The organism is Erwinia persicina, assembly GCF_019844095.1.
GTDB classification, from domain to species: Bacteria; Pseudomonadota; Gammaproteobacteria; order Enterobacterales; family Enterobacteriaceae; genus Erwinia; species Erwinia persicina.
The window spans coordinates 2783697-2810473 of sequence record NZ_CP082141.1; the positions used below are offsets into that span (position 1 = coordinate 2783697).

A 26777-nucleotide genomic window follows, 5' to 3' on the forward strand; every position below is an offset into this window, starting at 1 on the left:
CATCAGAATTCATCATCATCACATACCCGATGGAATGAGGACGAAAGGGAGCTTTGTACTGCCTGCCGCGAGGCATGAAAGATCTTATCGGCAGGATCACAGCCATTTAAATCCACAATATGCGCTCCATTGAAAGTCAGCTGAGGGATGACCGCCGTTTTTTCACGCAGTACGCTACGTGGATGGTCAGGCTTGCGTTGGTGTGCTGTCTCTGCATCAATATTCAACCTGATTAATAGCACCGGAGGATAAGAGGCCATCCACTGATACATTTTTTCCTCCCGCTTTCGCAGTGCACGCACCCATAAGCTGCCCCCCTCTGTTTTCGCCAGCTGCGGACCGTCAAAGCGAAACCCGGCAACTTCGGTCTGAGGATAACGGTCGGTAAAGAGTAAATACCCCTTTTTACACATACGTAACATCCGGCTAAATTTATAGGTTCGCCAGCATGAAAGTAAATAGATCACCAACGCCGTCACCGCACCAGGGGGTATCGCTGGTTTTTCATGAATACGGCGGGCCTTAGATTTTAAATAGCCCCCAAAAGGAGCCCCAATAAGTGGAAGGTGAGTTATCCATTCTGCGATATGGCCTGACGACTGCCCAAGATACAATAATTTTGTGGGTTCATCGGCAGAAAAATATTGGGTCAGACAGGAGGCCAGTGTTGATTTCCCTGCACCATCACAACCGGCGATAGCAATAACTCTTACAGGGGCATGATGGGGAAATGCGGTCTGTTGATTCACACAAAAACCATTAAGAAAAAAATGAATAAGTGAATGATAATTCACCTTCCCCTGGGGACATTTGCGGTAAAGTGCGGTGGCATTGCGCTTTTATGAATTCATGGCATTTAAAAAATTTGGCGTTGAGGAAAAAATAAGATCAGCGTATTTTTGCGCCATTAATTTAAAAAGAGCCTTTGTATGCAATCGAAAACCCCACCGCTCATCGCGATTATTGGCAGCGATGGTTCGGGAAAGTCCACGGTCTGTGAGCATTTAATTCATTATATTAATAAATACGGTCCGGCCGTCAGAGTTCATCTGGGAAAGCAGGCAGGTAACGTTGAGCGTTCGGTCATTAAGCTGCCGCTGCTCGGGCATATCCTGGATAATGCCATCAAGCGTAATAAAGTCGTTGCGGCTAAAAAGCTCCCCGGCCCGGTACCCGGCCTGGTTATTATGTGTTTTGTCCTCCGTCGTCTGTGGCGTTTCAGATATATGCTGGCCTGCCGTCAGCGGGGGCTGATCGTATTAACCGACCGTTTTCCCCAGGTACAAATCCCCGGCACTTACGATGGCCCGGTATTTCCGGCACATGTGCCGGGAGGTCGCTTTGTCCGCTGGCTGGCAGATCTGGAGCGGCGTGCTTTTCACTGGATGGCAAAACAAAAACCGGACTTAGTCATCAGGCTTAATGTTGACCTTGATGTCGCCTGTGCCCGTAAGCCCGATCATAATCCTGAATCGCTGGCAAGAAAAATTGCCGTCACACCGCAGCTGACCTTCGAAGGCGCTCAAATGGTGGATATTAATGCCAATCAACCCCTGGCTGAGGTGCTTGACCTGGCCCGGCAGGCCGTGACGGTACTGATGCACTCGCGTGGATATCCGGCGATCCACGACGAAAAACAATAAACGATGCCCCCCGCTCACCCATGGAACAGCAACAAGTAGCGGCCTGTATTGGAGCGCTGATTTATGGCTGCAAACTCTCCGGGGCCCCGCTAACGATATGGCTCATTATGATGTAGCAGAGTGAGAGTGGCTTTAAGCGGCATAAACCTGATCAGGGCTAAGTTTTTATGCAGATTACTCAATTTAATTGCCTGCTATTAATTTCATACGGACTTGTTTAGTGGGTTATAACCCTGAAAAATATTCCAGGAAACATCTGAATAATCCACAATACCCCTGTCTTGTTACAAGCTGAAAAATAAATAGCACCCTGCTTACAACAATCCAAAAACACCTTTTTTAACATTATTATCAACAACTTAAAATAACATTAATATTATTAAATTGTTTGTACCTATCAATAAAAATGATGAAACTTGCAGGGACACCCGGCTATATCTGTTGAGATGGTTTATAATTACCCGGCACGCGAAAATAAGTGAGTCTTGAGAAAACTTATCTGGAGGTATTTTTTGTCTATTTCTGATGAAGATGATAAACAGCATGTTGTAATCGGTGAGGCTGCCATGAATCTTATCTTCAGCAGGGAGGAAGTCAGTCTTGGATCTCTCATTAATCAGTTACAGAGTATGGCACGAGCAGAAGAGGATGAAGATCGTCTGTTGAGGATCAACGAAGCACGTACATGGTTGCTGGAATACAAAAAAGGCCGGACAACCCCGCTTGCGGGCAACCACTGGCTGGCCTCTCCTGGCCACCAAAACGATCCGGTCAGCAAAGAGTCTGACATCACCATGAACGTTTACAGCGATACCGATAAACCGAAACGCTGAACCGGGCTTCTGCCCTACAGGCCGGTGTCATGACATCGGCCTGACTCGTAAAAAACATCGCAGCCCTACCCACCCGTTCTGAAATTCAGAGTTTTTTACCTTTTCCTCCTCACGGAGGCAGGTATTATCTCTGCCTGCCTATCCCGTAACCCGATGATATTAAACATTTAGCATTTTTTGCACAAATCTACGCGGGATCAGAATTCACTATTTCTGTACAAATCATTTATAGATGTATAACTTTAGTGCGGAAATTTTGACTTAATGAACTTTACGACTGAGGGACATTCTTATGCGTCAGGACGGTTCCAACCCGAAGATTGAAAATGACATCAGCCGTTATTTTAGCGAGGCAGTGATGCCTTCTCAGCAGGAAACGCTTGGCCAGATTGTGGTTGAGATCCTGCGTTCAGGCCGTAACCTTAACCGCAAGTCTATCTGTTCAAAGCTGCTGACGCGCCTTGAGCTGGCATCAGGCCCTGAGCAGGAACGGCACTATCAAGAACTGATTGGCTTACTTTTTGGCCGCAGTGACTGAGTTTTAAAGCAATTTTTGCTGATTGAACACTTATAAGTGCGCATTACGTCACGACTCAGTCCGACAATCTGACCATCCCTGCCTCCAGTATTCGCTGTTTGATGGCATCAGGATGCAGGTTTCTGCGGGTATTTAGCTCTGCCCGCATCACTGATTCAGAGAAGTTGGTATGTACAGAAACGAAGACGAAGAACTACTTTCCGATATTATTTTAGGCGAAGCCGTTATGGTATTGCTGAAAGCCGATGCGGCCATCAGCAGTTCAGCCCTGATCCGTCAGTTACAGTCGATGGCAGCAGCAGAAAAAGAGCTGTACCGACAGCGCGCCTGCAGACGGGCAATTGCTGAGGTGAGAAATTACCAGGCGCCCGAGCGTCATAGCGATACCCGGGAAATTCGTGACAGGGATAATGTCACCCATCTGTTTACCAGTGAAGGTCCGGCAGACGGAACAAAAAAACACTGATGGTTCTGGCTGGATGTACTACGCTCAATCCAGGGCGTTGTGCTATCGCGTTTATCTGACAATATCGGCGTCACTGGCTGTACCTCAAGAGCGTGCTTAAACCGCCCGCAGGCACTGCCGATGAACAGTTGTTATACTTTTAGACTCAACGTATTCCGCCTTGCCTGCATTGCGGAAAACATATTTTGCTGGCCCAGAGCATTTTTTCTATTTTTTACAAGGTCATTATCATGCAGCAGATGTCATCAGAATCCGAAATCCTGAGTTACTTCCAGGGTGGCGGTGAGAAGTTTTCGCAAGAAGCTCAGGTTCTTGGTGCTGTGATAAAGGAACTGGCGACCGGGGGCAGACATGTCAACAATAAAGCCATTATTCTCAAGCTTATTGAGAAGCTGGAGACCACGTCGGACGTTATCCAGCTCGACGTTTATCGCCAGGTACTCGAAGTGGTGGTTGGCATGACCCCCGATGACGCATAACCCGTTTGTTTAAAGGGAATAGTTTATTTCATGATGACGCACACCTGACTTTGCTGCAGGTGTGCTGTACTTTCCGGCGTTATTTCAAAATATGAAATTGAACTGGCTGGGCAGTAAAAAATGTGATTTATGTCTGCCAGATGACACGTGCTTTCACTGGCAGCAAAGTTAGAAGAAGATGACGTAATTAGTGAAAGCTTTCCAGCAGATAACGAAATGCCTTCCTGTAAATACCCTGCAGGTCAGCATCAGTTGTTCTTGTGCTGTGAGCCTGAAGCATTATGAGAACGCTCTTCTTGTCGAGAGGCTGGCTCGCAGCAATCAGCTCTGAGACTGCCCGCCCAATAACCGCATAAATCTCTCTCGGATATTCCTCGTTATTATCGTGCACATGCACCCCTTATCTGGCTGTATGTACTTTAATATTAACATTTCACCATGAATAATGCACATCTGTGTGTCAAACCGCCCTGCAATATTGTTATTGTGAGACTAAAATCATTTTCAACGCATTGATTTAAATCAAATTTAAACTTATCAACTGTACAACAGCGACTTCCTTTGCCGTTGTGACAAAGCAGCAGAATAAAAAAGTTAAAAAAAGGCAAGATATATACTAACTTTTAAGACTAATCTGCCAGCATGTACAATCCAGGTTGAAAAATTGTAAATCCTCCGCGTTGTGAAACATATTTTTGGTGTTTAATAGCAAAATCGAAAACCTGTTCTATAATTGAAGTGAAGGTTTAGTAAAGATATCTATAAGGAAATCCCGATGAAAGTCACCCTGTTTAAGTCAACATTTATTGCCGCATTGTCACTGCTGATGCTGGCAGGTTGCACCTCCAATCAGTCTATACAGACGACGGATGGTAAAACGATTGTTACTGATGGCAAACCGCAAGTCGATGATGAAACCGGACTGGTTTCTTTTAAAGATGCCAGCACGGGCAAAACCCAACAGATTAATCGTGAACAGATTAAAAACATGAGTGAACTCGACAATTAATAAAAAGGAATCCCTATGAAAAAGATTATGGCCGTATCTCTGGCAGCCCTGTTCTGCATCACCGCACTCTCAGGCTGTACCCGCAGCAGCTATGCTATTCACACCAATGATGGCAGAACCATTATCAGCGATGGCAAACCGAAAGAAGACGCGAAAACGGGTATGATTGGCTATACCGATGCGAACGGCACTGAACAGCAAATTAACAAAGGTGACGTTAAAGAGCTCAGTGAGCTGCCAAATTAATCCTCTGAGCCCCCTTCGGGGGCTCTATTGCGATCCCTCCTCCCGGCTGTTACTGGCCTTGTCGTAACAAAGTGCCCTCTTTTTCCTGCTAAAACATCCTGTTCAACCGCTTCACGCGCTATATTAGCGGCAGTTTAAACCGCTTTCCTCTGTTTCAGGAGCCCCCATGAGTGACCCGCAGCTGACGCCCCCTGTGCGTAAGCGCCCGATGAAGCTCAGCACTTCCGTCAGCCTGATGGTCAGCGCCGTGATTGCGACGGTATTACTGATAGTGCATCTGTTCTACTTTTTCCAGATCAGCCACGTCACCCAGGAAAGCGTCAGAGATAAGGCACTGGCGGTGGCACGCACGCTGGCCGATTCACCGGAGATCCAGCGCGCACTGCAGTTGCCCCCCACCCAGGGGATTATTCAGCCGATTGCCAGCGCCGTGCAGGAAAGCAATGACCTCCTGTTTGTGGTCATCACCAATATGAACGGCATCCGTTATTCTCATCCCGATGCCAGTCTGATCAACCAGCACTTTATCGGGGATGATCTGCAGCCTGCACTGCGGGGCCAGGAAAATATGGCCGTCAATCACGGCAAACTGGCCGAAGCGCTAAGGTTATTTACGCCGGTATATAACAGCCAGCAGCGGCAGGTCGGCGTAGTGGCAATCGGTATCTCATTAAGTGAAGTGGCCAAACAGATTAACCAGAGCCGCTGGAATATTTTCTGGTCTGCGCTGTTTGGGATTCTGGTGGGCGCGATTGGGACGTTCCTGCTGGTGAACGCTGCCAAGCGCATCCTTTTCGGGCTGGAACCCTATGAAATTTCCACCCTGTTTGAACAGCGTCAGGCTATGTTGCAATCGATGAAAGAGGGGGTGATCGCCGTAGACGATCATACTCAGGTTACGCTGATTAACCGGGCGGCACGTCAGCTGCTGCGTGACGCAGGGATTCAGCAGGCGGTAAACAGTGACATCGGCGAGACGGTCGCCGCCTCCGGTCCGCTGATCGCTAACCTCCGTAACGTGCTGAGCAATGGCCTGCCAAGGCGGGATGAAGAGATCAACCTGAGAGGCCGCATCCTGCTGTGTAATACCATGCCCGTTCGCAGTAACGGCGTCATTATCGGTGCTATCTGCACGTTCAGGGATAAGACTGAGGTCAGCCAGCTGATGCAGCGTCTAGACGGTATGGTCAGCTATGTCGATGCCCTGCGTGAGCGCTCCCACGAATTTATGAACAAACTGCATGTGATCCTTGGCCTGCTGCATATGAAAAGTTACGGAAAAGTTGAAGATTATATTCTGAAAACAGCTAATAATTATCAGACTGAAATCGGATCGCTGATGGGAAAAATTAAGTCACCGGTTATTGCCGGCTTCCTGTTAAGCAAGATTAACCGTGCTTCCGACACCGGCAATCATCTGTTGATCAGCGATGACTGCATGCTGCCGGACAGTGGCAGTGAAACGCAGGTAGCGGTGCTCATCACGGTGCTGGGCAATCTGATTGAAAATGCGCTGGATGCTCTCGGGCCCAGCGCTGAAGGCGAAATCAGTGTGCTGCTGCACTATCAGAACGGCTTCCTCGCCTGTGAGGTCAGTGATGACGGTCCCGGTATTGCAGCCGACCAGCTGGAGGCGATTTTTGAGAAGGGTTTCTCTTCGAAAGGCGATGAGCGCGGCGTCGGGCTGTTTCTGGTAAAACAACAAACCGAGAGCCTTGGCGGGAAAATTATTGTAGAGTCCGAGCCTGGCGTTTATACGCAATTTTTTGTACAACTGCCCTGGGATGGAGAGAATAAAAACGCATGATCAATGTTTTAGTCGTCGATGATGATGCGATGGTCGCAGAACTGAACCGTTGCTATGTCGCTCAACTGCCGGGGTTCACCTGCTGCGGCGTGGCGTCAACCCTGCAACAGGCAAAAGAGTGGGTGCTGCACAGTGAAATACCGATCGACCTGATTCTGCTGGATGTCTATATGCAACAGGACAACGGACTGGATCTGTTGCCGGAACTTCGCGAGTCCGGACGCCATGTCGATGTGATCGTGATCTCTTCTGCCGCCGACGCGGCAACGATCAAACAGTCCCTGCACTATGGCGTGGTGGATTATCTGATCAAACCCTTCCAGTTCTCCCGCTTCGAAGAGGCGCTGACCGGATGGAAACAGAAAAAGACCCTGATGGACAATCACCCGTTCTACGAGCAGGCGGATGTTGACCAACTGCTGCACGGCAATCCACCGGCCGTTGAAGATACCAAACGCCTGCCGAAGGGGCTGACCCCGCAGACGCTGCGCACCCTGTGTCTGTGGATCGATGCGCATCCAAATGATGAATTTTCAACGGACGATTTGGCCGTTGCCGTCAATATTTCCCGCGTTTCCTGCCGTAAATACCTTATCTGGCTGGCGCACAGCAATATTCTGTTTACCAGCATTCACTACGGTGCCACCGGCCGCCCGGTCTATCGCTATCGCCTGCAGCCGGAACATACGGCGTTGCTTAAGCAGTATTGTCAGTAAGACAATAGCTATCGTCTAACAGCGTGAAGCGGTAAGCGCGCTGTGAGGAACAGATCACCTGATGGTCCCGGGTGACAAAAATGGCCTCGATGTCGGGCGTATCGCGCAGGACACTGAGGCTTTTTTCTACCCCCATGCCATACAGCAGCGTGGTCCAGATATCCCCGTCAATCGAATCCGCAGAGATGATGGTCACACTCAGCAGTTCGTTATCCAGCGGGGTCCCCGTGCGTGGGTCAAGGATATGATGGTAACAGCGTCCGTCGTGTTCAAAGTAACGTTCATAGATACCGGAGGTCACCACGGACTGATGAGTGACGTCGATCACCCCAATCAGAGTATCAGGTTGAGCAAACGGCTTTTTCAGACCAATACCCCAGCCCTGCGCACCCGGATGCCCCAGCGTCTGGACGTTACCGCCCAGGTTGATCAGGGCACAATCGACGTGCTGCTGATGCAGATAGTCCCGCACCACATCTGCAATATAGCCTTTGGCGATTGCCCCCAGATCTATCTCCATACCGGCCTGCTGCAGAAAAACTGAGTGTGCGGCATCATCCAGTACCACCTGATGCGGGTCGGTCAGCGCCAGTAACGTCGTCAGTTCGCTTTCAGGCGGCACCGTATGCCCCTGAAAGCCAATTTTCCAGCGTTTGACCAGCGGACCGATAGCAAAGTTAAAACTGCTGTCAGGCAGCCTGCTGACCTCACTGGCCCGCCTGATCAGCTGATAGACTGGCGGGCTGACGACCACAGGATGCCGCCCTGCCGCATGGTTAATCGCCATCACTTCAGACTGAGCACGGTTAACCGTCAATAAATTTTCCTGGTGCTTAATAAGACGAAACACCTGACCGGCGAGTGCTTCATTGTGTTCAAACAGTTTGAGCAGGATGGGTGACCCCATCAGGACGGCGGAATAGGCGTACACGCCTGTTTCTGAGGACAATGTCATGCAGGGATTCCTCAATGCGGGACGACCAGAAAACCGGTCGCCCGGGGTGGAAGAGGCCGACTGGCCGGGTCTGTGCCGGGCTGACGTTTTTCCGGTCAGCCCGTTCATACCTCGTGACCGTTAGCGCCGGGCGTAAGCCGCAGCGTTACGGCCGGCCAGGGTACCGAAGATGATGATATCGGCTACGGCATTTCCACCGATGCGGTTAGCACCGTGAATACCGCCGGCCACTTCCCCTGCCGCCCAGGCCCCGGGGATAACCTTTTTCTGCGCATCCAGCACCGATGTATCGGTGTTGATGGTCACGCCGCCCATGGTGTGGTGAACGCCCGGGGCGATGCGGATGGCGTAGTACGGTCCTTTATTCAGCGGATGGCGCAGGGCAGTGGTACGGCCAAAATCTTCATCCTTCTGCTGCGCCACAAACCCGTTATAGCGGCCCAGCGTGGTTTGCAGTGTTTCCTGATCCATATTCAGTTTCACCGCCAGCTCGTGCGGCGTGGGTGCGCTGATCACGAAGCCTTTGGCGATATACTCATCGGCCGCTTTGTTATTGCTGCGAACCTGATCGTCGAAGATAATCCAGGCGCTCTTCTCTGGCAGGGCAATAATCTCAGCAGACACTTTGTCGCGGGTTTCCATTTCGTTGTAGAAACGGTGACCAGCCTGGCTGACCAGGATGGCACCGCCGCCGCGAATCGATTCGGAAATCAGGTATGAGGTGGTCTGCTCCACGGTCGGATGGATCTGAATTTCGCCCATATCAACGGTATCCGCGCCGATGTTCTGCAGCATGGCAATCCCGCTGCCGGTGGCACCTTTATGGTTGGTGGTCACAAAGCCGTCCAGCTCAGGACGGTATTTCACCACCATTTCGCGGTTGGCGCTGAAGCCCCCGGTGGCGACGATCACGCTTTTCGCATTGAGGATACGGGTGTCATTATACTCATCCACCACTCTCACACCGCTGACCGCCCCATTCTCCATCAGAATTTCAGCGACAGAGGTTTCCAGCAGCACTTCAATATTGCGCTGGTTAATGTTCTTCACCAGTCCACTGATCAGGAAACCGCCGACGGCTGAACGGTCTGCAGGACGGTGCGTACGGTCAATGCTCATGCCGCCGGTGATGGTGATATCGTTGAGTTCGATACCGTTGCCCGCCAGCCACTCAATGGCTTCCGGGGCCAGGTTAACGAATTCACGCAGCAGTTCCGGGTTGTTTTTAAACTTGCCGCCTTTCAGCGTCTCGTCATAGAACAGCTCTTTGCTGTCTTCAATGCCTTTCAGTTTCTGGAAGCGGGTTTCTGCGGCATTCATACCGACGGAAGCCTTAATGGTGTTCCCGCCGATGGTCGGCATCTTCTCGATGATCACCACATGCGCCCCGGCATCACTCGCCTCGATCGCCGCAGCCAGACCGCCACCGCCGCTGCCGACCACAACCACATCGTAATTCTGGGGAGCCTGCGGATTACCGCCCTCTTCGATCACGTGCTCCTTGCTGGAGGTGGTCATCGCACGGGAAACGGCTTTTTTCAGCGCCTCACTCTGGGTGGTCGCACCGGTTACCGCGTCCACATGGGGACTGTTGGCCACCAGCATACGGGTACGCAGGCTTTCAAAGGTGGTGGTAAAGTCAACGTCAAGGCTGTCGTCAGGGATCAGCGAGATGTCGGTAATACGGTCGGTATCCAGCGTGACGTTGATTTTCAGCTTCAGCGCTTCGGCTTCCACTTTCTCCTGATACACACCTGCTTTATATTTGCGGCCGCTGGTGCTGACATCGCGGATCATGGCGTCAACCAGCGAGAAGCGCCACAGCGGTTCAGGAATATTCAGCGCTTCACGCTGGGTGCTGTCGATAAACAGCTCCAGATGATCGTTTTTAATGATGCGGTCTGCCCAGTCCGGGTAGGCGATACAGGCTTTACCGATCGCCACCAGATCGTAACCGGACTCCAGCGCCATCTCGGCATCGGCTTTGTTCACCACCCCACCCACGCCAATCACCGGCACTCTGGCCAGGGTTGCTGAACGCGCGGCGAGGTATTTGGTGATCAGCGGGGTCGGATCTTCACGATCGACAATAGAGGAACGCAGCAGCTGCCCCACCGAGAAGTGAACGTAATCCAGTCCGCGTGCGGCCAGTTTTTCCAGCAGGTACAGCGTATCGTCAAAGCGGATGCCCGGGACTTCAATCTCTTCCGGGGAGAAGCGGTAGCCGATGATAAAGGACGAATCGGCGAAACGTTCCACCATCTTATGGGTGATCTCCAGCACTTCCAGCGGGAAGCGGGCACGATTATCGCGGCTGCCGCCCCATTTATCGTCGCGCTGGTTAGAGTTCGGAGAGTAAAACTGCTGGATCAGATAGGTGTTAGCGCCGTGGATCTCCACGCCATCGAAACCGGCCTTAATTGCCCGGTTTACGGCGTCACCAAACTTGGTGATCATCACTTCCACTTCTTCGGCTGTCAGCGCCTGTGGCGTGGTCGCCCCTTCTCGCGGAGCGGCAATGGCACTCGGTGCGACCGGGGTACGCCCCCCAATCAGTTCCGGCTCGACCATACGGCCACCGTGGTAGATTTGCAGGATAGCCTTAGAGCCTTCGGTCTTGATAGCGTGAGCAATTTTGGCGAGACCCGGGATTTTGTTATCGCTGTCGATAGCGATAGCTCCGGGGAAGGCCGGGCCTTTCGGATCGATGAAGCAGCACTCAACGATCACCGTACCAATGCTGCCCGCACGATCGCGGTAATATTCAACCAGTTCACTGGTGACGGTACCATCATAAAAACCGGTACAGGTGGTCATCGGTGCCATCAGCAGACGGTTTTTCAACACTGCGCCGTTAGGCAAAGTCAGCGGATTGAGAATAGGGGTTAACGTATTCATAAGGTGGACTCCAAATTAAAAGTTCTGAATTCTGTTGCGGACAGCTATTTATTATTTATATGAATGGTCCGATGTCATGGCGTTAATATAGCAATTTCTTTAGCTATATAAGCGATAACTTTAATTATTTAACTTTTGAATAAACAATTGCTTTTTATTACCTTAAAATGATATAAATACTTTCATTAATTGTTAACTAACAAGAACAAAAAATCAACTTATGGTTTACAATAAAATAAAAAACATTAAATTCAGTCACTTGCAAGTCAAAACACCTCTTTTACTGGAAATAAAAATGCCCTTATCAGGCATAATGAGCGGTTAAAGTGAACTTCGCTTATACTAATTCAAACGCATTTGTTAAAAATAAAAGGGTCCTTTAATTTTTCTTGATCTAGATCAAAGTCTATATTTAAGGAAGTCGCATTATATTTATATCAAGCCGATAAATAATGACGTCCCCTGGCAGGGACAGGCGAAAAAAGATTCAGGTATCACGGTAAAAAAGCGCAATAAACAGAAAAGAAAGTAAAAAAAAACCGCTATAACGCACCGGGATACTTAACGCATTCTTATTAACTTGCAGACAAAAACTATGAAACAGACATCGATAGTAAGTGAACCCGCAAAGGCCCCTCCTGCCCCCGCGGCGCAAAAAAAACGCCTGCTTATGTTGTTCCTGCCGGTTCTGGTGGCGGTACTGCTGCTGCTGGTGCCGGTTCCGCAAGGCCTGGAACCTCACGCGTGGCACTTCTTCGCCATCTTCGTTGGGGTCATTGTCGGTTTGATCTTTGAACCACTGCCGGGGGCAGTTATCGGCCTCACCGGCGTGGTGGTGATCGCGCTGTTCAGTCAGTGGCTGCTGTTCAGCCCGGCTGAACTGGCCGATCCGAAATTCAAAACGGCAGCTCAGGCCTTTAAATGGGCGGTGAGCGGGTTTGGTAACTCTACCGTCTGGCTGATCTTCGGGGCATTTATGTTCGCTGCGGGCTACGACAAAACGCAGTTTGGCCGTCGTCTGGCGCTGATTCTGGTGAAATACCTGGGTCGCCGCAGCCTGACCCTGGGTTACGCTATTACCTTCGCTGACCTGCTGCTGGCCCCTTTCACTCCGTCCAATACCGCGCGCAGCGGAGGCACTATCTACCCGATTATTGCCAACCTGCCGCCGCTGTACGGTTCAAAACCTAATGACCCCAGTGCCCGTAAGATTGGTTCTTACCTGATGTGGGTGGCCATCACCGCAGCCTGTATCACCAGCTCCATGTTCCTTTCCGCGCTGGCCCCAAACCTGCTGGCCCTGGCTCTGGTGAAAAGCGTTGTGGGCTTCGATATCTCCTGGGGTATGTGGTTCCTCGCCTTCCTGCCGCTGGGTCTGATATTGCTGCTGACCATGCCGCTGCTGGCCTACTGGCTCTATCCACCGGAAGTGAAATTCAACGATGAAGTGCCGCGCTGGGCCATCAGTGAACTGGAAAAACTGGGTAAGCTGTCCCGTAATGAAATCCTGCTGCTGGTGTTCGTGGTCTCGGCCCTGCTGATGTGGATCTTCGCTACCGCATGGATTGAACCGGCCATGGCTGCCCTGCTGGTGGTGGTGCTGATGCTGTGGACCGGCGTCCTCAACTGGAACGACATTACCAGCAACAAACCGGCCTGGAACACCTTTGCCTGGTTTGCCACTCTGGTAGCGCTGGCAGACGGCCTGGCTCGCGTCGGCTTTATTGCCTGGCTGGGTAAAGAAGGGGGAATGCTGCTGCAGGGCTATGATCCACAGGTTTCAGCCGTCGTGCTGATGATTGCCTTCTTCCTGCTGCACTACCTGTTCGCCAGTACCACAGCACATACCACCGCGCTACTGCCGGCCATGCTGACCATCGCGGCATCAATTCCGGGCATTAATATGCCGGTATTCTGCCTGATGATGTGTACCTCACTGGGTGTGATGGGCATTATCACCCCTTACGGTACCGGCCCAAGCCCGATTTACTACGGTAGCGGCTACCTGCCCACCAAAGACTACTGGCGTCTGGGCACCATCTTCGGTGCTATCTTCCTCTGCGCACTGATGCTGATTGGCTATCCGTGGATGGTGATGATGTTCTGATGCGGACTTAACGGTTAATTTCGCACTCAGGCATGCAGATGTTGCAACAATGTTATACCATTCCTGACCTGCCGACCCGAGCCCGGGCCGGCAGGACAAAAAAATAAAACAGATATCGCCATTAATGTTGCCGGGCCTCCGCGTCAGAGAAGGATGGCAGCACATCATTAAGTGAGAGCACAATGTCGAAAAAACCTTTCCATTATCAGACCCCGTTCCCTCTTGCCAAAGAGGATACCGAATACTACCTGCTGACCCGCGACCACGTTTCCGTGACCGAATTCGAAGGACAGGAAATTCTCAAGGTCGAGCCACAGGCGCTGACGCTGCTGGCACAGCAGGCCTTCCATGACGCCTCATTTATGCTGCGCCCTGCCCACCAGCGTCAGGTGGCAGCGATCCTTGCCGATCCCGAGGCCAGTGAAAATGATAAGTATGTCGCCCTGCAGTTCCTGAGGAACTCTGAAATCGCCGCCAAAGGCATTCTGCCGACCTGCCAGGACACCGGCACCGCGATAATCATGGGTAAAAAAGGCCAGCGTGTCTGGACCGGCGGCGGCGATGAAGCCGCCCTGGCCCAGGGCGTGTACAACACCTATACAGAAGATAACCTGCGCTATTCGCAAAATGCCCCGCTGGATATGTACAAAGAGGTCAATACCGGCACCAACCTGCCCGCGCAGATCGACCTCTACAGCGTTGACGGCGATGAGTATAAATTCCTGTGCATGGCAAAAGGCGGCGGTTCAGCCAACAAAACTTACCTGTATCAGGAAACCAAAGCGCTGCTCACCCCGGGTAAACTGAAAGATTACCTGACTGAAAAAATGCGCAGCCTCGGCACGGCCGCCTGTCCACCGTACCATATTGCCTTTGTCATCGGCGGCACCTCGGCTGACAGCACGCTGAAAACCGTCAAGCTGGCCTCCACGCACTATTATGACGAGCTGCCGACCGAGGGTAATGAACACGGTCAGGCGTTCCGCGACGTTCAGCTGGAACAGGAACTGCTGCTGGCTGCACAGCAGCTGGGCCTCGGAGCGCAGTTCGGCGGCAAATACTTTGCCCATGATATCCGCGTGATCCGCCTGCCGCGTCACGGCGCATCCTGTCCGCTGGCGATGGCCGTCTCCTGCTCCGCTGACCGTAATATCAAAGCGAAGATCAACCGCGACGGGATCTGGATTGAGAAACTGGAAGAGAATCCGGGCCAGTACATTCCGGTTGAACTGCGCCAGCAGGGTGAAGGCGATGTGGTGCAGGTTGACCTGAATCGTCCCATGAAGGCAATCCTTGCCCAACTGTCGGCATACCCGGTGTCGACCCGCCTGTCGCTGAGTGGCACCATTATCGTTGGCCGCGATATTGCCCATGCCAAACTGAAAGAGCGCATTGACAGCGGTGACGGCCTGCCGCAGTACATCAAGGATCACCCGGTCTACTACGCCGGCCCGGCCAAAACGCCTGAAGGGTATGCGTCCGGCTCTCTCGGCCCGACAACCGCCGGACGTATGGACTCTTACGTTGACCAGTTGCAGGCCAACGGCGGCAGCATGATCATGCTGGCAAAAGGCAACCGCAGCCAGCAGGTTACAGATGCCTGCCACAAGCACGGCGGTTTCTACCTCGGCAGCATTGGCGGCCCGGCTGCCGTGCTGGCGCAGCAGAGCATCAAGAGTCTGGAGTGCATTGAGTACCCTGAACTGGGGATGGAAGCCATCTGGAAGATCGAAGTGGAGAACTTCCCGGCCTTTATTCTGGTCGATGATAAAGGCAACGACTTCTTCCAGCAGATCCAGCAAAACCAATGCGATAAGTGCGTAAAATAATCGCGTAACCCGGTATTCCCCTCCCGCTGCGGAGGGGATGCCATTGTCACGAAAACGTCATAAACCCCCCTTCCTTTTACAGATCAACCTGTTAGTCCCTACTCTCTTCGTTTTTCCCTTTCCTGCCGATTAAAGTCACTGCCGATTGGGTCGATACCACTGGCGTATGTGACCTTATTGATTTTTTTAACCGGGAAATCCTGACGCTATGAAACTGAATCACCTCTCCATCGGACAGCGACTGAGCCTGCTGGCGGCTATCTTACTGCTGGCCACCCTGTTTACCGGCCTGCGTGGTCTGATGATCAACGCTGATGGACTGAGACAGAATCAACATATTTTGGCCACGGAAGCGACCATCGCAGAGAGTATCGATACCGCACGCAACGCGCAGGTACAGTTTAAAATCCAGGTTCAGGAGTGGAAAAATACCCTGCTGCGTGGCACTCAGGGTCAGGAAAAATTCGATCAGTATCGCACGGCCTTTATCGCCCGCAGTCAGAACACCCAGCGCCTGCTCACTCAACTGAGCAGCATGCTGCCACAAATCGGCCTGAGTAATGCGGAGGTGCTGAAAACACGGACACTGCATGCCGCACTGGAAGCGCACTATCTTTCCGCTCTGCAGCAGTATGACCTGCGGGACAGCGGCAGCGCCCACCGTGTCGACCGTCTGGTGACGGGCATCGATCGTGAACCCACCCGGATGATTGATGAAGTGGTCAGCACCACGCTGAAGCAGGCAATGCTGCTGCGTCAGCAGAGTGAAGCGCGCAACCTGCACCAGTACCAGCAAACCCGCCTGATGCTGCTGCTGGCAATGGGCCTGACGCTGCTGGCCGGGACGCTGATCACCTGGTGGCTGATCCGCAGTATTACCCGCCCGCTGGCTCAGGCGGTTTCTGTCGCCCGCGCCGTGGCCTCCGGCGATTTGCAGACGACTATTGTAGTCAGCGGTCGTGATGAAACGGCCGGGCTGATGCATGCCCTGCACGACATGAACGGCAATCTGACGCGCATTGTCTCCGGCGTACGTGCCGGAACGGAGACCATTGCCTCGGCCTCCGCTGAGATCGCCACCGGCAGCCGCGAGCTGTCCACCCGCAATGAAGCCCAGGCCAGCGCGATTGTGCAGACAGCAGCCTCGATGGAAGAACTGACTTCGGTGGTAAAAAATAACGCAGAAAATTCGCGCATCGCCAGCGATATCTCCATTGAAGCCTGCGCCGTCGCCAGCCAGGGCGGTGAAGTGGTTGAACAGGTGGTTCAGACCATGAGTGAGATCCACCAGTTCTCTACCGAAATCAGCAATATTATCGGGGTCATCGACAGCATCGCCTTCCAGACCAATATCCTGGCGCTCAACGCGGCGGTCGAAGCTGCACGCGCCGGCAGCGAGGGACGGGGTTTTGCTGTGGTGGCGGCCGAAGTCCGGGCGCTGGCACACCGTTCTGCCATGGCGGCAAAAGAGATCGGCACGCTGATCGATCGCTCTGTGACGCGCATCAATGCGGGAAATTCGCTGGTGAAGGTAGCAGGCAGCGCCATGGAAGAGATCGTCAGCAGCGTGCAGCGCGTCAGCCAGCTGGTGGAAACCATCTCGATGGCCAGCGGCGAGCAGAGCAGCGGGATTGACCAGGTGAATGTCGCGGTGGTGCAGATGGATGCTGCCACCCAGCAGAACGCCACGCTGTCTCAGGCGTCGGCAGCAGCGGCTCAGGCCATGCAGCGGCAGGCAGAACAGCTGCTGGAGATGGTGCGGGTCTTTAAGCTTCGCGAAGTGTAACCACCAACAGAAGCCTGCCCGCTGGCGTCAGTACACCGTCGGGCAGGTCAGCGGCTCAGGCCTGCGCAGGTTCCGGCACAACGCTTTTTTTGCAGCAGAGAACGATCATGATCACCAGCGGCACCCAGCCGAGCAGCACCGACAGCACCATCTGTCCGTAGATAAAGGTTTCCGGTGTGGCGAAACCGCGCAGGATCGCCGTCAGCAGCTTAAACAGGCCGGAGGTAATGAAGATGGCACCGAACCACCAGCCCGACCGGTTGATATCGTGCATGCGGCGAATACCGACGGCGATAAACGGCAGCAGAAACAGCAGGGAGAACAGCGACTGCGCCATTGAGCCATAAAACATCGCGGCACGCGAACCGGCCAGCGCCAGCAGAGACATCACCAGCACGCCCAGTAGCAGCGACACCAGGATATTAATGCCAAGAAATACCCAGAATTCCTTTCTGCCCGCCCGCCCCTGAAAGTTGACATACCCTTTCCAGCCGCGCAGGTAACACTGCCATACCGTCATGCCTGTTCCCCTGAACTCTTTAATTTTACCGGCATCATAGCGGGATAACGCCTGTCGCGTCATCCTGCAGCAGACGATTAACGACGGCAAAGCCATTGAAGCGTGATCTGCTTTCGGCTTACTATTCGCGGGCTCATCAACGCTCCATTACCTACCGGAAAGGATTATGCGTAAATCAAGGATTGCCCTCACCGTCCTGGCGTCACTGACCGTCAGCGCTCAGGCGTTCGCGTCTTCGGATATTCAGAGCTGCCAGTGGGGCAGCAGCGACTGTTTTATCGTCAGCCCGCCGGTGCTGGACGTGACCAATGACACCCGTGACAATCTGTTGCGCCTGGTGAGTGAAAAGATGCCGCCCTCTCTGCTGGCACAGCCGGTGCCACAGGACATGACGCGTAGCCGTTCGTTCTATTTTGGCTACCATGACGAGGCGACGACTGCCCCCACCAGTCCGGCGGTCATGGACGATCCCCTCTCTGCGACGCTGCTAACGCAGATTGCCGCGCTGGGTCTTAACGACAACATTCTTAAGGTCACACCGATGGCGCCAGGCGAAGAGGAAAATCGTTTTGTCTCTTACACGCTGAGCACCGTTTCCCAGTTTTTCGCTGCGCTGCTGGCCGATACCACGCTGGACGCAGAACAGCGCAAGGCGCTGGCCACTGCCCGCATGTCACTGTCCGACAGTGCCGAATACCGCCAGCAGACAGCAGCGCTGCCCGGTCCTGAAGGTTCTGCGGCTCAGGCCTTCCGTGACTACCTGCTGGCCGCCAGCTTCTTCTATCAGGGTGACTATCCGGCCGCCGGACAGGCATTCACCTCACTGGAAAAATCCACACAGCCCTGGGTTGCGGAAACGGCCAGCTATATGCTGATGCGCACGGCGTTGAATCAGAGTAGTCAGAACGCCAACGGTGAATATGGCGAGTTCGACGTTAAAAAAATCGACAAACAGGTCGCAGCCACTGCGATGACTGCGGCCCGTGCCTATCTGACGGCCTGGCCAAAAGGACAGTATGTGGCCTCGGCAGAGGGGATGATGCGCCGTATTAACTGGTATCTGGAAGACTGGGACTCGCTGGCAAAACAATATGAGCACTCCCTGACGCAGGCCACCCGCACGGATGACGTTATCGCACTGATCGCTGAAAACGATCTGAAGCTGCAAAGCAAAGATCAAAGCGGCGATGCGATATTCACCAGTGCCACCGGCGCCCCGCTGCTGACCTTTACTCAGACGCTGCGTCTGATGCGCAGTCAAGACTGCCCGTCACGCCAGCCCTGCGTTGATGCGGCTTATCTTGAAAGCATTAAGCCGATTTTCGACCAGGCCGGCCGGCTGCCGCTGTGGCACTATCTGACCCGGATGCAGGCATTCCGTCAGGGCGACTACCCCGCCGTGATCGCCGCGATTAAACCGGCAGACACCCTGCCCGCGCACGATATCCTGACATTCAGCGAACAGGTCCTGTACGGCGATGCACTGATGGCCCGCCAGCAGTGGCCGGCTGCCCGTGACCACTGGTCACATCTGTTAACCCTGAGTCAGGATGCAGAACAGCAGCAGTTCCTGCAGGCACGGCTGGCCGCCGCGCTGGTTTCTGGCGATGAAACAGCAAAAATCTTCGCCGCGGACAGTCAGGTAACAAACCTGCGTTACCGTTCGCTGGTGCTGAAGACCCGGGCTACCCCCGCTCTGCTGCGTCAGCAGGCCAGCACGGGGCCCAATGATGAAGAACGTACCATCGCCCTGCACACCCTGCTGGTGCGGGATCTTACCGAAGCGCGCTACAACGACTGGCTGCAGGACCGGACGCTGGCCGGGCATATCACCACGCCGGTGGTGACCGCAGCCTTTGACGATGTGCAGCTCAGCGCCTTCGACTGGAGCGGGGAAAAGACTGAAAAAGGCTATGCCTGCCCGTCGCTGCAGACGGTCGTTACTCAGTTGGCCAGTCAGCGTGACAACAGCCATGCGCTGAACTGTCTGAGCGAGTTCTTCCGTACCACCGGTGTTGCGGTCAGTCTCGCGGCCGACAGCGGCGGTAACGGCACGCTGGATACGACGGTGACGGAAGGCAAACGGCCCGGACGGCCGGACCGTCAGCACTACTACCAGCAGGTGATTGGCAACAGCAAAGCGGAGCCGGAAGATAAAAGCTACGCGCTGTACCGCGCCGTGATGTGCTACGCCCCGTCGGGCTACAGCGACTGCGGCGGTGCAGAAGTCGATAAGTCCCAGCGTCAGCGCTGGTTTACGCAGCTGAAAAAACAGTATCCGGGAAGCACATGGGCCACAAAGCTCAAGTATTACTGGTAAGCCTGGCGCTGGCACTGCTGTCCGCTCTGCCGGTCAGGGCCACGCAGCAGGTTATCGCCAGCGACGCTCAGGCATTCTGGCTGTGGTCCGGCGTCCGGCCGGGCCCTGAGCTGCGCACTGCGCGCACTGTCTATCTGCATCAGGGCGAGGTGATCTCCCGGCAGGGTCAGGCAGCGTTTATCCGTATGGGTCTGCCGGTCAGCCGTTTAACCTTTCCACAGATATGGATCACCGTGCGTATGGAAACGCTGGCGGTGCCGGACGCCATGCTGGAGCGCACGGTTCAGCTGGCGCGGCGCTGGCAGCAGGCCGGTAATCACGTGGCCGGGGTGCAGATTGACTTTGATGCAGCCACCCACCGTCTGGATCAGTACAGCCTGTTTCTGCAGCGGCTGAGAAAAGTCCTGCCGCCAGAGTTCTCTCTGGGGGTGACCGGGCTGCTCGACTGGGCAAAAACCGGCAACGTCGCCACGCTGAATGCACTGCCGGTGGATGAGCTGGTGATCCAGAGCTATCAGGGACGTCAGACGGTCAGCCGTTATGCGGACTATCTTCCGGCGCTGGATGGCCTGCGCATCCCCTTTCGCCTGGGACTGGTACAGCACGGCCAATGGAATCAGCAGGATGAGCAGCGCCTGCTGGCCTCGCCGTGGTATCGCGGCAGCGTGATCTTTTTACTCAATTCCGACAAATGACTTTTTATGCAAATTAATCAGATAATCAGTCATTTTTTATTGTTCTCACGGCCTCCTTCCCGCATACTCTGACACTACTGTTTTTTCACTTATTCAAGGCAAAGGGCTGTAATGAGTCAGAAATATCGCGTGTTTATCGACGGTCAGGCGGGCACCACCGGCTTGCAGATCCAGCAGCGGTTAGCCCGTCATCCCCGGATTGAAATGCTGCACATTGATGAGGCGCAGCGCAAAGAGGCTGGCGCCCGTCAGGCGCTGATGAAACAGGCTGATGTCAGTATTCTTTGCCTGCCCGATGCGGCTGCGCGTGACGCTGTCGCGCTGGCCGATGCTGTAGGTGCGCGCGTACTGGATGCCAGCTCCGCCCACCGCGTTGACGCAGGCTGGGTTTATGGCCTGCCGGAACTGGCTGCCGGCCAGCGTGAAAAAATCCGTGCGGCCAGCCATGTTTCCAATCCGGGTTGCTATGCTACCGGGGCCATTGCCCTGCTGGCCCCGCTCACGCAGTGCGGTCTGCTTAAGGCCGATCAGCCGCTGGCGATCAATGCCGTGTCCGGCTACAGCGGCGGCGGTAAAGCGATGATCGAAAAATACCAGCAGACTGGTACCGGCTTCGCCGCCTACGGTCTGGGGTTTGATCATAAACACCTGAAAGAGATTCAGGCCTGGGGAGGGCTGACCAGCAGACCTATCTTCCAGCCAGCGGTGGGTGATTATGCCCAGGGGATGCTGGTCTTTATCCCGGTGAATAACAGCGACGGCGCGGCTTTCCAGCAGGCGCTGGCCAGCTTCTATGCCGGTCAGCCATTTATTCAGGTGCACGCGCTGAATCACCTGGATGAGGAGACATCGCCGTATCTGCTGCCGGAAGCGCTGAACAATACCAATAATATGGAACTGTTCGTCTTCAGCCATGCGCAGCAGCGTCAGAGTATTCTGGTCGCCAGGCTGGATAATCTGGGTAAAGGTGCGTCCGGCGCGGCGGTACAGAACCTGAACCTGATGCTCGGTCTGCCAGAAGATCTCTGCGTTAACCTGTAAGGTCACTCAACGGGGGCGCATGCCGCCCCCGTCGCTTCCCCGGATCCCTGTTACCAGAACCCTCCATCGCGCTAAAATCCTTACCTGACTCACATTTTATCCCTTCGCTTCCTGATCATTTCGTCAAAATCGACTAAAGTTTTAATCTGCTCAACTACTTACAGATCAAGCACGGTCTGGACATGGAGAATGGCCAATGAGAAGAGTCGAACAACGTCAATGGAACACCCGCCTGTTTACGCCCTTATTACTGACTGCAGCGCTGGCGGCCAGTTTCTCGCTGCAGGCAGAAGAGAGCCAGCGGATGCTGAGTAGCAATCCCCAGCCGCCTGATGTGCGCCTGGGGCCGTTGTTCCACGCGGTACAGGCAGCGAAGTTGTATCCCGACCAGAAAACGTTTGCCGACGCCGTGCCTAAGCAGGATCCAACCGCTATTCTCAGCGACTGGCAGATGCAGAAACAGCAGCGCAACTTCAATCTGAAGCGCTTTGTTGAAACCAACTTCACCCTGCCCGCGGCTGGCGAAAAATATGTTCCTCCGTCCGGGCAGAGCCTGCGGGCACACATTAACGGCCTGTGGCCGGTGCTGACACGGTCGGCCAGCCAGGCGAATCAGTGGGACTCGCTGCTGCCGCTGCCAAAACCCTATGTGGTGCCGGGCGGCCGCTTCCGCGAAGTCTATTACTGGGACAGTTATTTCACCATGCTGGGGCTGGCGGAGAGCGGGCACTGGGATCGCGTGCAGGATATGGTCGACAACTTCGCCTCGGAGCTGGATAAATACGGCCATATCCCTAACGGCAACCGTAGCTATTACCTCAGCCGTTCTCAGCCGCCGTTCTTCAGTATGATGGTCGATCTGCTGGCGAAGCACGACGGCGAAGCCGTTTACAGCAAGTATCTGCCTCAGTTGGAGAAAGAGTACAACTACTGGATGGCCGATGCAGACAGTCCGTCGTTAGCCGCCGGTTCAGCCAGTAAGCGGATTGTTAAGCTGAAGGATGGCACCCTGCTCAACCGCTACTGGGATGCGCGCGACGTACCGCGTACCGAATCTTATATGGATGATATCGCTACTGCGGGGAAAGCGCCGGATCGCGACAAAGCCGGGCTGTACCGTGACCTGCGTTCCGGGGCCGCCTCGGGCTGGGATTTCAGCTCGCGCTGGTTCGACAAGCCGGGCGATCTGGCCACGATTCACACCACGCGCATCGTACCGGTTGACCTCAATGCCCTGATGTTCCATCTGGAAAAAACTCTGGCTCACGCTTATCAGGTGGCGAAAAATGAGGACGCCAGCAAACGGCTGACCGGGCGCGCCGAGCAGCGTCAGGAGGCGATTAACCGCTATCTGTGGGATGAAAAACAGGGCTGGTACGCCGACTATGACTGGCAGAAAGCTCAGGTCCGTCCGCAGCTGACGGCCGCTGCGCTGTTCCCGCTCTATCTCCAGGCAGCCACTGACGATCATGCCAACCGCACCGCTACGGCAGTGAAGGCACAGCTGCTGAAGGAAGGAGGACTGGTGACGACCACGGTGAACAACGGACAGCAGTGGGATGCACCTAACGGCTGGGCTCCCCTGCAGTGGGCCGCTGTCGAAGGGCTGAACCACTACGGCAAACAGGATCTGGCAAAAGAGATTGGCATGCGCTTCCTGCAAAACGTGCAGGCCACCTATGATAAAGAGCATAAGCTGGTGGAGAAATATGTGGTCGAAGGGAAAGGTTTGGGCGGCGGTGGCGGCGGTGAATATCCGCTGCAGGATGGCTTTGGCTGGACCAACGGCGTCACACTGAAACTGATGGATCTCTACTGTCCGAAGGACACGACCTGTAATAACGTCGGCGATATCAGCGCCGCCAGACCGGCGAAATAACACCGGTTATACGCAACAAAAAAGGGAGGCCGCAGCCTCCCTTTTTAAACAGGCGGCTTTAGCTCCGCACTTTACGGTAGATCCACAGCACCACAATGGCACCCACCACCGCGACAACGAAGCTGCCGAAGTTAAACCCGTCTACCCTGCCGAAGCCGAACAAGGTGCTAATCCAGCCACCGACAACGGCACCCACCACCCCAAGCACGACGGTGATAATGAAGCCGCCGCCATCTTTACCCGGCATGATCCACTTGGCGATAATACCGGCGATAAGACCAAAGATGATCCATGAAAGAATACCCATTTCTGACTCCTTAATATCTTCTGATTTAACGCTTCACCTAATAAAACGCACTAAGTATAGGCGAGGTTTCTAAGTCTGTGATTTAAATCTAAACTTTCTTAACAACTTTCGTAAGATAATTGTAAAGGGCGCGATACCGGTGCCGATAACCGTTACAGGGCCGCTAACGCGCATGATGTGGTATTCGACTGGAGCTGGATGTGAAAGAGGACGACAAAGAGCAGTATCTGAAACGTGGGCCGCTGGCCGTACTGGCCGTCCTGCGGGATCTTCTGGAAAACCAGACGCCGGTGATGGTGTCCCACGCGCGTGGCCAGTTTATCACGCGACTGCTGTATGCCGACAAAGAAAGCATGGTGCTCGATTTCGGCAGCAATGACCATGACAATCAGCTGGCCAGAGAGGCTGATAACCTGCACATCACGGCTGAAACCCGGGGTGCCAAGGTCGAATTTGCGCTGCACAGGCTGGGGACGGTTGAGCATGACGGGCTGCCGGCTTTTTCTGCCGACCTGCCGGAACTGCTCTGGATGATCCAGCGCCGCGAATTCTTTCGCGTAAACGCCCCGCTCAATCCGGTGTTTTACTGCCATATTCCCTGGCCTGACGGCTCCGGTGAAGGCCGGCTGCGCCTGCAGGACGTATCTCTGGGCGGCGTGGGCGTCCTTTCGGACAGCGCGCTGCCGGAGACACTGAAAACCGGTGACAGCATCAAAAAACTGCGCGTTGAGATGGGGGACTATGGCCGTTTTGAAGTGGATGCGCAGCTGATCACCATCGGTAAACGCAGCGTGGTGGGCAGTAAAAGTGAAACGATTGTCACCCCCCGTCTGAGCTTTCGCTTCCTGTCGCTGAATGCAGCACAGGAGCGGGCGTTACAACAGGTGATCTTTTCGCTGGAACGGCTGGCGCGCGATAAAGCCAACCGTTTCCAGTAAATATCAGATGGTGCGGTAAGCGGTAGTCACTTTCCACAGGTAGCGCGGCGCCTGAGCCGCCGGATGTTTATTCTGCACATGCTGATAAAACGCTTCCGGAGTCATCGCATTAATCATCGCAATCGCCCGATCGCGATCGCGGGAGAACGTGCGGAGTAACGCCCCGGCCCCGTTGGCATAGGAGACGATGGTGGCATAGCGCAGGGTTTTCGGGTCCCGTATACCCGCCAGCTGCTGCTCCTGCAGAATGCGCAGATACGCGGTGCCAATGTCGATATTCTTCACTGGATCGCGCAGCTCTGATTTCGTCGGCTGCCCGCGCAGGCCCTGAGAACGATACACCTCACGACCGGCCGTTGAAGCCTTTATCTGCATCAATCCAACGGCATTCGACCTGCTGACAACCGTTGGATTGCCGCCCGATTCCACGGCAATGATCGCTTCAACCAGTTTTTGATCGACGCCATTCCGCTGTGCCGCCTGCTCGGTCATCATGGACCAGGCACTGGCCACCTGTGAAGGCGGAGCCTGTGTTAAGGGGGTGTCGGTCTGCCGGACAATGTTTCTGTGGGGTTCACTGGCACAGCCTGCCAGCAATAATGCTGCGATGATCGCCGCTGTTTTCACGCTTTTTCTCACGCTTATATTATCCTCTGAGCCTTAGCTTCATGACTATCATACGGAATTGCCACTTTCAGGAAATTGCCGTCACTCTTAAATTGTGCGGCCTACGGATGACTTCACGGCAGCAATTCGTCATCATCGACGTTATTCGACCGCACTGAATTACCATTAATTCACTGCGCACGCATAAAAAATCATCAAAGTGAGCGTTATGTCAACAATTCCACGTACTATTCATCTGGTTGCCCCTTCTGGCTACTGCCACAATCCTGCTGCAGCGGCGCGCGGCGTCGCCCGGCTGGAAGCGGATGGCCATCGAGTGAATAACAGCGGCATTATTGCCCGCCGTGAACAGCGTTTTGCTGGCAGCGATCGTCAGCGTCTGGCCGATATCAACGGATTAGCAACGCTTGACGTCTTACCCGACATTGTTCTGGCCGTGCGCGGCGGCTATGGTGCCACGCGCTTGCTGCCGTTTATCAATTATTCGGCCCTTCATGAGCGCCTGCTGGACGCGCCCCTCGCCCTCTGCGGTCACAGCGATTTCACCGCGATTCAGCTGGCACTGCTGGCACAAAACGGGCTACCCAGTTTCAGTGCACCGATGCTGGCGGGCAATTTCGGCTCTGAGGTTTTGTCTGATTTTACCGTCGACCACTTCTGGCGGGCGCTCACTTCGCCACAATTAACGGTAAACTGGACGACAGTATCACAACAGGTTCAGGTCGCTGGCACCGTCTGGGGCGGTAACCTGGCGATGATTGCCTCGCTGATTGGCACCCCCTGGATGCCTGATATTCAGGGGGGGATTCTGGTGATCGAGGATGTTAATGAGCACCCTTTTCGCATTGAACGTATGCTGCTGCAACTGCATCAATGCGGCATTCTCTCCCGCCAGAGTGCCATTGTTACCGGCAGTTTTAGCGGAACCACTTCGACGGATTACGACAACGGCTACGATTTCAACAGCGTCTGGAACCTGATACGCGATCTGACCGGCCTGCCAGTGGTCACTGGTCTGAAGTTTGGTCACAGTGCCGATACCGTCACTCTGCCCCTGGGCTCCCCAGGCCTGTTGACGGTGGAGGATACCGCGGCCTCGCTTCAACTATCAGGACATCCCGTGCTGCGCTGATCGTGG

At 54.2% G+C, this 26777-nt stretch carries 24 protein-coding genes; 18 read left to right on the forward strand and 6 right to left on the reverse strand.

The features are described from left to right. Nucleotides 1-2: 2 nt before the first annotated feature. Entirely contained in the window at nucleotides 3-749 is a 747-nt protein-coding gene (locus K6L24_RS12615) for a nucleoside/nucleotide kinase family protein (RefSeq protein WP_222682326.1), read from the reverse strand. Between the two features lie 180 nt (nucleotides 750-929). Here K6L24_RS12615 and K6L24_RS12620 point away from each other — a divergent pair, with 180 nt between their 5' ends. The 9 genes from K6L24_RS12620 (at nucleotide 930) to dcuR (ending at nucleotide 7737) form a co-directional block, all read left to right on the forward strand. Further along, complete coding sequence (locus K6L24_RS12620) at nucleotides 930-1643, forward strand: dTMP kinase (protein WP_222681527.1); 714 nt, start codon at nucleotides 930-932, stop codon at nucleotides 1641-1643. A gap of 512 nt (nucleotides 1644-2155) precedes the next feature. Then, nucleotides 2156-2476 (forward strand): hypothetical protein, encoded by a 321-nt coding sequence (locus K6L24_RS12625; RefSeq protein ID WP_062743589.1) that lies wholly within the window; start codon nucleotides 2156-2158, stop codon nucleotides 2474-2476. Between the two features lie 292 nt (nucleotides 2477-2768). After that, nucleotides 2769-3014, forward strand: a complete 246-nt coding sequence (gene ycgZ, locus K6L24_RS12630) for a regulatory protein YcgZ (protein WP_062743590.1) — start codon at nucleotides 2769-2771, stop codon at nucleotides 3012-3014. 169 nt (nucleotides 3015-3183) lie between these two features. After that, the gene (locus K6L24_RS12635; RefSeq protein ID WP_062743591.1) at nucleotides 3184-3480 is read left to right on the forward strand and encodes a hypothetical protein; all 297 of its coding nucleotides are present in this window, start codon (nucleotides 3184-3186) and stop codon (nucleotides 3478-3480) included. 185 nt (nucleotides 3481-3665) lie between these two features. Beyond that, nucleotides 3666-3959: a biofilm/acid-resistance regulator YmgB/AriR gene (locus K6L24_RS12640; RefSeq protein ID WP_338121640.1), complete on the forward strand. Its 294-nt coding sequence runs from the start codon at nucleotides 3666-3668 to the stop codon at nucleotides 3957-3959. Nucleotides 3960-4734: 775 nt separating this feature from the next. Then, a complete protein-coding gene (locus K6L24_RS12645) occupies nucleotides 4735-4968 on the forward strand; it encodes a YgdI/YgdR family lipoprotein (RefSeq protein ID WP_062743593.1) in 234 nt (77 codons plus the stop codon). Between the two features lie 15 nt (nucleotides 4969-4983). Further along, the gene (locus K6L24_RS12650) at nucleotides 4984-5214 is read left to right on the forward strand and encodes a YgdI/YgdR family lipoprotein (protein ID WP_222681528.1); all 231 of its coding nucleotides are present in this window, start codon (nucleotides 4984-4986) and stop codon (nucleotides 5212-5214) included. Nucleotides 5215-5380: 166 nt separating this feature from the next. Beyond that, the gene (locus K6L24_RS12655) at nucleotides 5381-7021 is read left to right on the forward strand and encodes a sensor histidine kinase (protein ID WP_222681529.1); all 1641 of its coding nucleotides are present in this window, start codon (nucleotides 5381-5383) and stop codon (nucleotides 7019-7021) included. Next, the gene (gene dcuR / locus K6L24_RS12660; RefSeq protein ID WP_062743596.1) at nucleotides 7018-7737 is read left to right on the forward strand and encodes a two-component system response regulator DcuR; all 720 of its coding nucleotides are present in this window, start codon (nucleotides 7018-7020) and stop codon (nucleotides 7735-7737) included. The genes K6L24_RS12655 and dcuR overlap by 4 nt, the downstream gene beginning before the upstream one ends. Here the strand turns inward: dcuR and K6L24_RS12665 are convergent. Both K6L24_RS12665 and K6L24_RS12670 read right to left on the reverse strand, forming a co-directional pair. Continuing rightward, nucleotides 7718-8686 (reverse strand): FAD:protein FMN transferase, encoded by a 969-nt coding sequence (locus tag K6L24_RS12665; protein WP_222682327.1) that lies wholly within the window; start codon nucleotides 8684-8686, stop codon nucleotides 7718-7720. The two genes, dcuR and K6L24_RS12665, sit on opposite strands and share 20 nt — an antisense overlap. 126 nt (nucleotides 8687-8812) lie before the next feature. Beyond that, nucleotides 8813-11590: a flavocytochrome c gene (locus K6L24_RS12670; RefSeq protein WP_062743597.1), complete on the reverse strand. Its 2778-nt coding sequence runs from the start codon at nucleotides 11588-11590 to the stop codon at nucleotides 8813-8815. A 595-nt stretch (nucleotides 11591-12185) separates the two neighbouring features. Between K6L24_RS12670 and K6L24_RS12675 the strand changes: the two genes are divergently transcribed. From K6L24_RS12675 to K6L24_RS12685, 3 genes are all read left to right on the forward strand, one after another. Then, complete coding sequence (locus K6L24_RS12675; RefSeq protein ID WP_062743598.1) at nucleotides 12186-13697, forward strand: DASS family sodium-coupled anion symporter; 1512 nt, start codon at nucleotides 12186-12188, stop codon at nucleotides 13695-13697. A gap of 182 nt (nucleotides 13698-13879) precedes the next feature. Next, a complete protein-coding gene (fumA, locus tag K6L24_RS12680) occupies nucleotides 13880-15526 on the forward strand; it encodes a class I fumarate hydratase FumA (RefSeq protein WP_062743599.1) in 1647 nt (548 codons plus the stop codon). Nucleotides 15527-15734: 208 nt separating this feature from the next. Next, a complete protein-coding gene (locus tag K6L24_RS12685; RefSeq protein WP_137268501.1) occupies nucleotides 15735-17312 on the forward strand; it encodes a methyl-accepting chemotaxis protein in 1578 nt (525 codons plus the stop codon). Between the two features lie 55 nt (nucleotides 17313-17367). Here K6L24_RS12685 and K6L24_RS12690 read toward each other — a convergent pair whose 3' ends face one another. Next, complete coding sequence (locus K6L24_RS12690; RefSeq protein ID WP_062743601.1) at nucleotides 17368-17832, reverse strand: DUF805 domain-containing protein; 465 nt, start codon at nucleotides 17830-17832, stop codon at nucleotides 17368-17370. A 166-nt stretch (nucleotides 17833-17998) separates the two neighbouring features. Here K6L24_RS12690 and K6L24_RS12695 point away from each other — a divergent pair, with 166 nt between their 5' ends. From K6L24_RS12695 to treA, 4 genes are all read left to right on the forward strand, one after another. Further along, nucleotides 17999-20152, forward strand: coding sequence for a PA5441 family protein (locus K6L24_RS12695; protein WP_137268500.1), 2154 nt, complete (start codon nucleotides 17999-18001; stop codon nucleotides 20150-20152). Beyond that, nucleotides 20122-20847 (forward strand): DUF3142 domain-containing protein, encoded by a 726-nt coding sequence (locus K6L24_RS12700; RefSeq protein ID WP_137268499.1) that lies wholly within the window; start codon nucleotides 20122-20124, stop codon nucleotides 20845-20847. The genes K6L24_RS12695 and K6L24_RS12700 overlap by 31 nt, the downstream gene beginning before the upstream one ends. 111 nt (nucleotides 20848-20958) lie before the next feature. Then, nucleotides 20959-21888 (forward strand): N-acetyl-gamma-glutamyl-phosphate reductase, encoded by a 930-nt coding sequence (gene argC / locus K6L24_RS12705; RefSeq protein ID WP_137268498.1) that lies wholly within the window; start codon nucleotides 20959-20961, stop codon nucleotides 21886-21888. A gap of 196 nt (nucleotides 21889-22084) precedes the next feature. Next, nucleotides 22085-23767 carry an alpha,alpha-trehalase TreA gene (gene treA, locus K6L24_RS12710; RefSeq protein WP_137268497.1) on the forward strand — a complete coding sequence of 561 codons (1683 nt, stop codon included), beginning with the start codon at nucleotides 22085-22087 and terminating at the stop codon, nucleotides 23765-23767. Nucleotides 23768-23825: 58 nt separating this feature from the next. On the opposite strand, the gene K6L24_RS12715 is transcribed toward treA, so the two are convergent. Beyond that, nucleotides 23826-24074 (reverse strand): GlsB/YeaQ/YmgE family stress response membrane protein, encoded by a 249-nt coding sequence (locus tag K6L24_RS12715; protein WP_049851133.1) that lies wholly within the window; start codon nucleotides 24072-24074, stop codon nucleotides 23826-23828. 200 nt (nucleotides 24075-24274) lie between these two features. On the opposite strand from K6L24_RS12715, the gene K6L24_RS12720 reads away from it, so the two are divergent. Beyond that, nucleotides 24275-25012: a flagellar brake protein gene (locus K6L24_RS12720; protein WP_222681530.1), complete on the forward strand. Its 738-nt coding sequence runs from the start codon at nucleotides 24275-24277 to the stop codon at nucleotides 25010-25012. Between the two features lie 3 nt (nucleotides 25013-25015). Here K6L24_RS12720 and emtA read toward each other — a convergent pair whose 3' ends face one another. Beyond that, nucleotides 25016-25651 (reverse strand): membrane-bound lytic murein transglycosylase EmtA, encoded by a 636-nt coding sequence (gene emtA, locus K6L24_RS12725; protein ID WP_084344162.1) that lies wholly within the window; start codon nucleotides 25649-25651, stop codon nucleotides 25016-25018. Between the two features lie 196 nt (nucleotides 25652-25847). Between emtA and ldcA the strand changes: the two genes are divergently transcribed. Then, nucleotides 25848-26771, forward strand: a complete 924-nt coding sequence (gene ldcA, locus K6L24_RS12730; protein WP_062743607.1) for a muramoyltetrapeptide carboxypeptidase — start codon at nucleotides 25848-25850, stop codon at nucleotides 26769-26771. Nucleotides 26772-26777 lie beyond the last annotated feature (6 nt).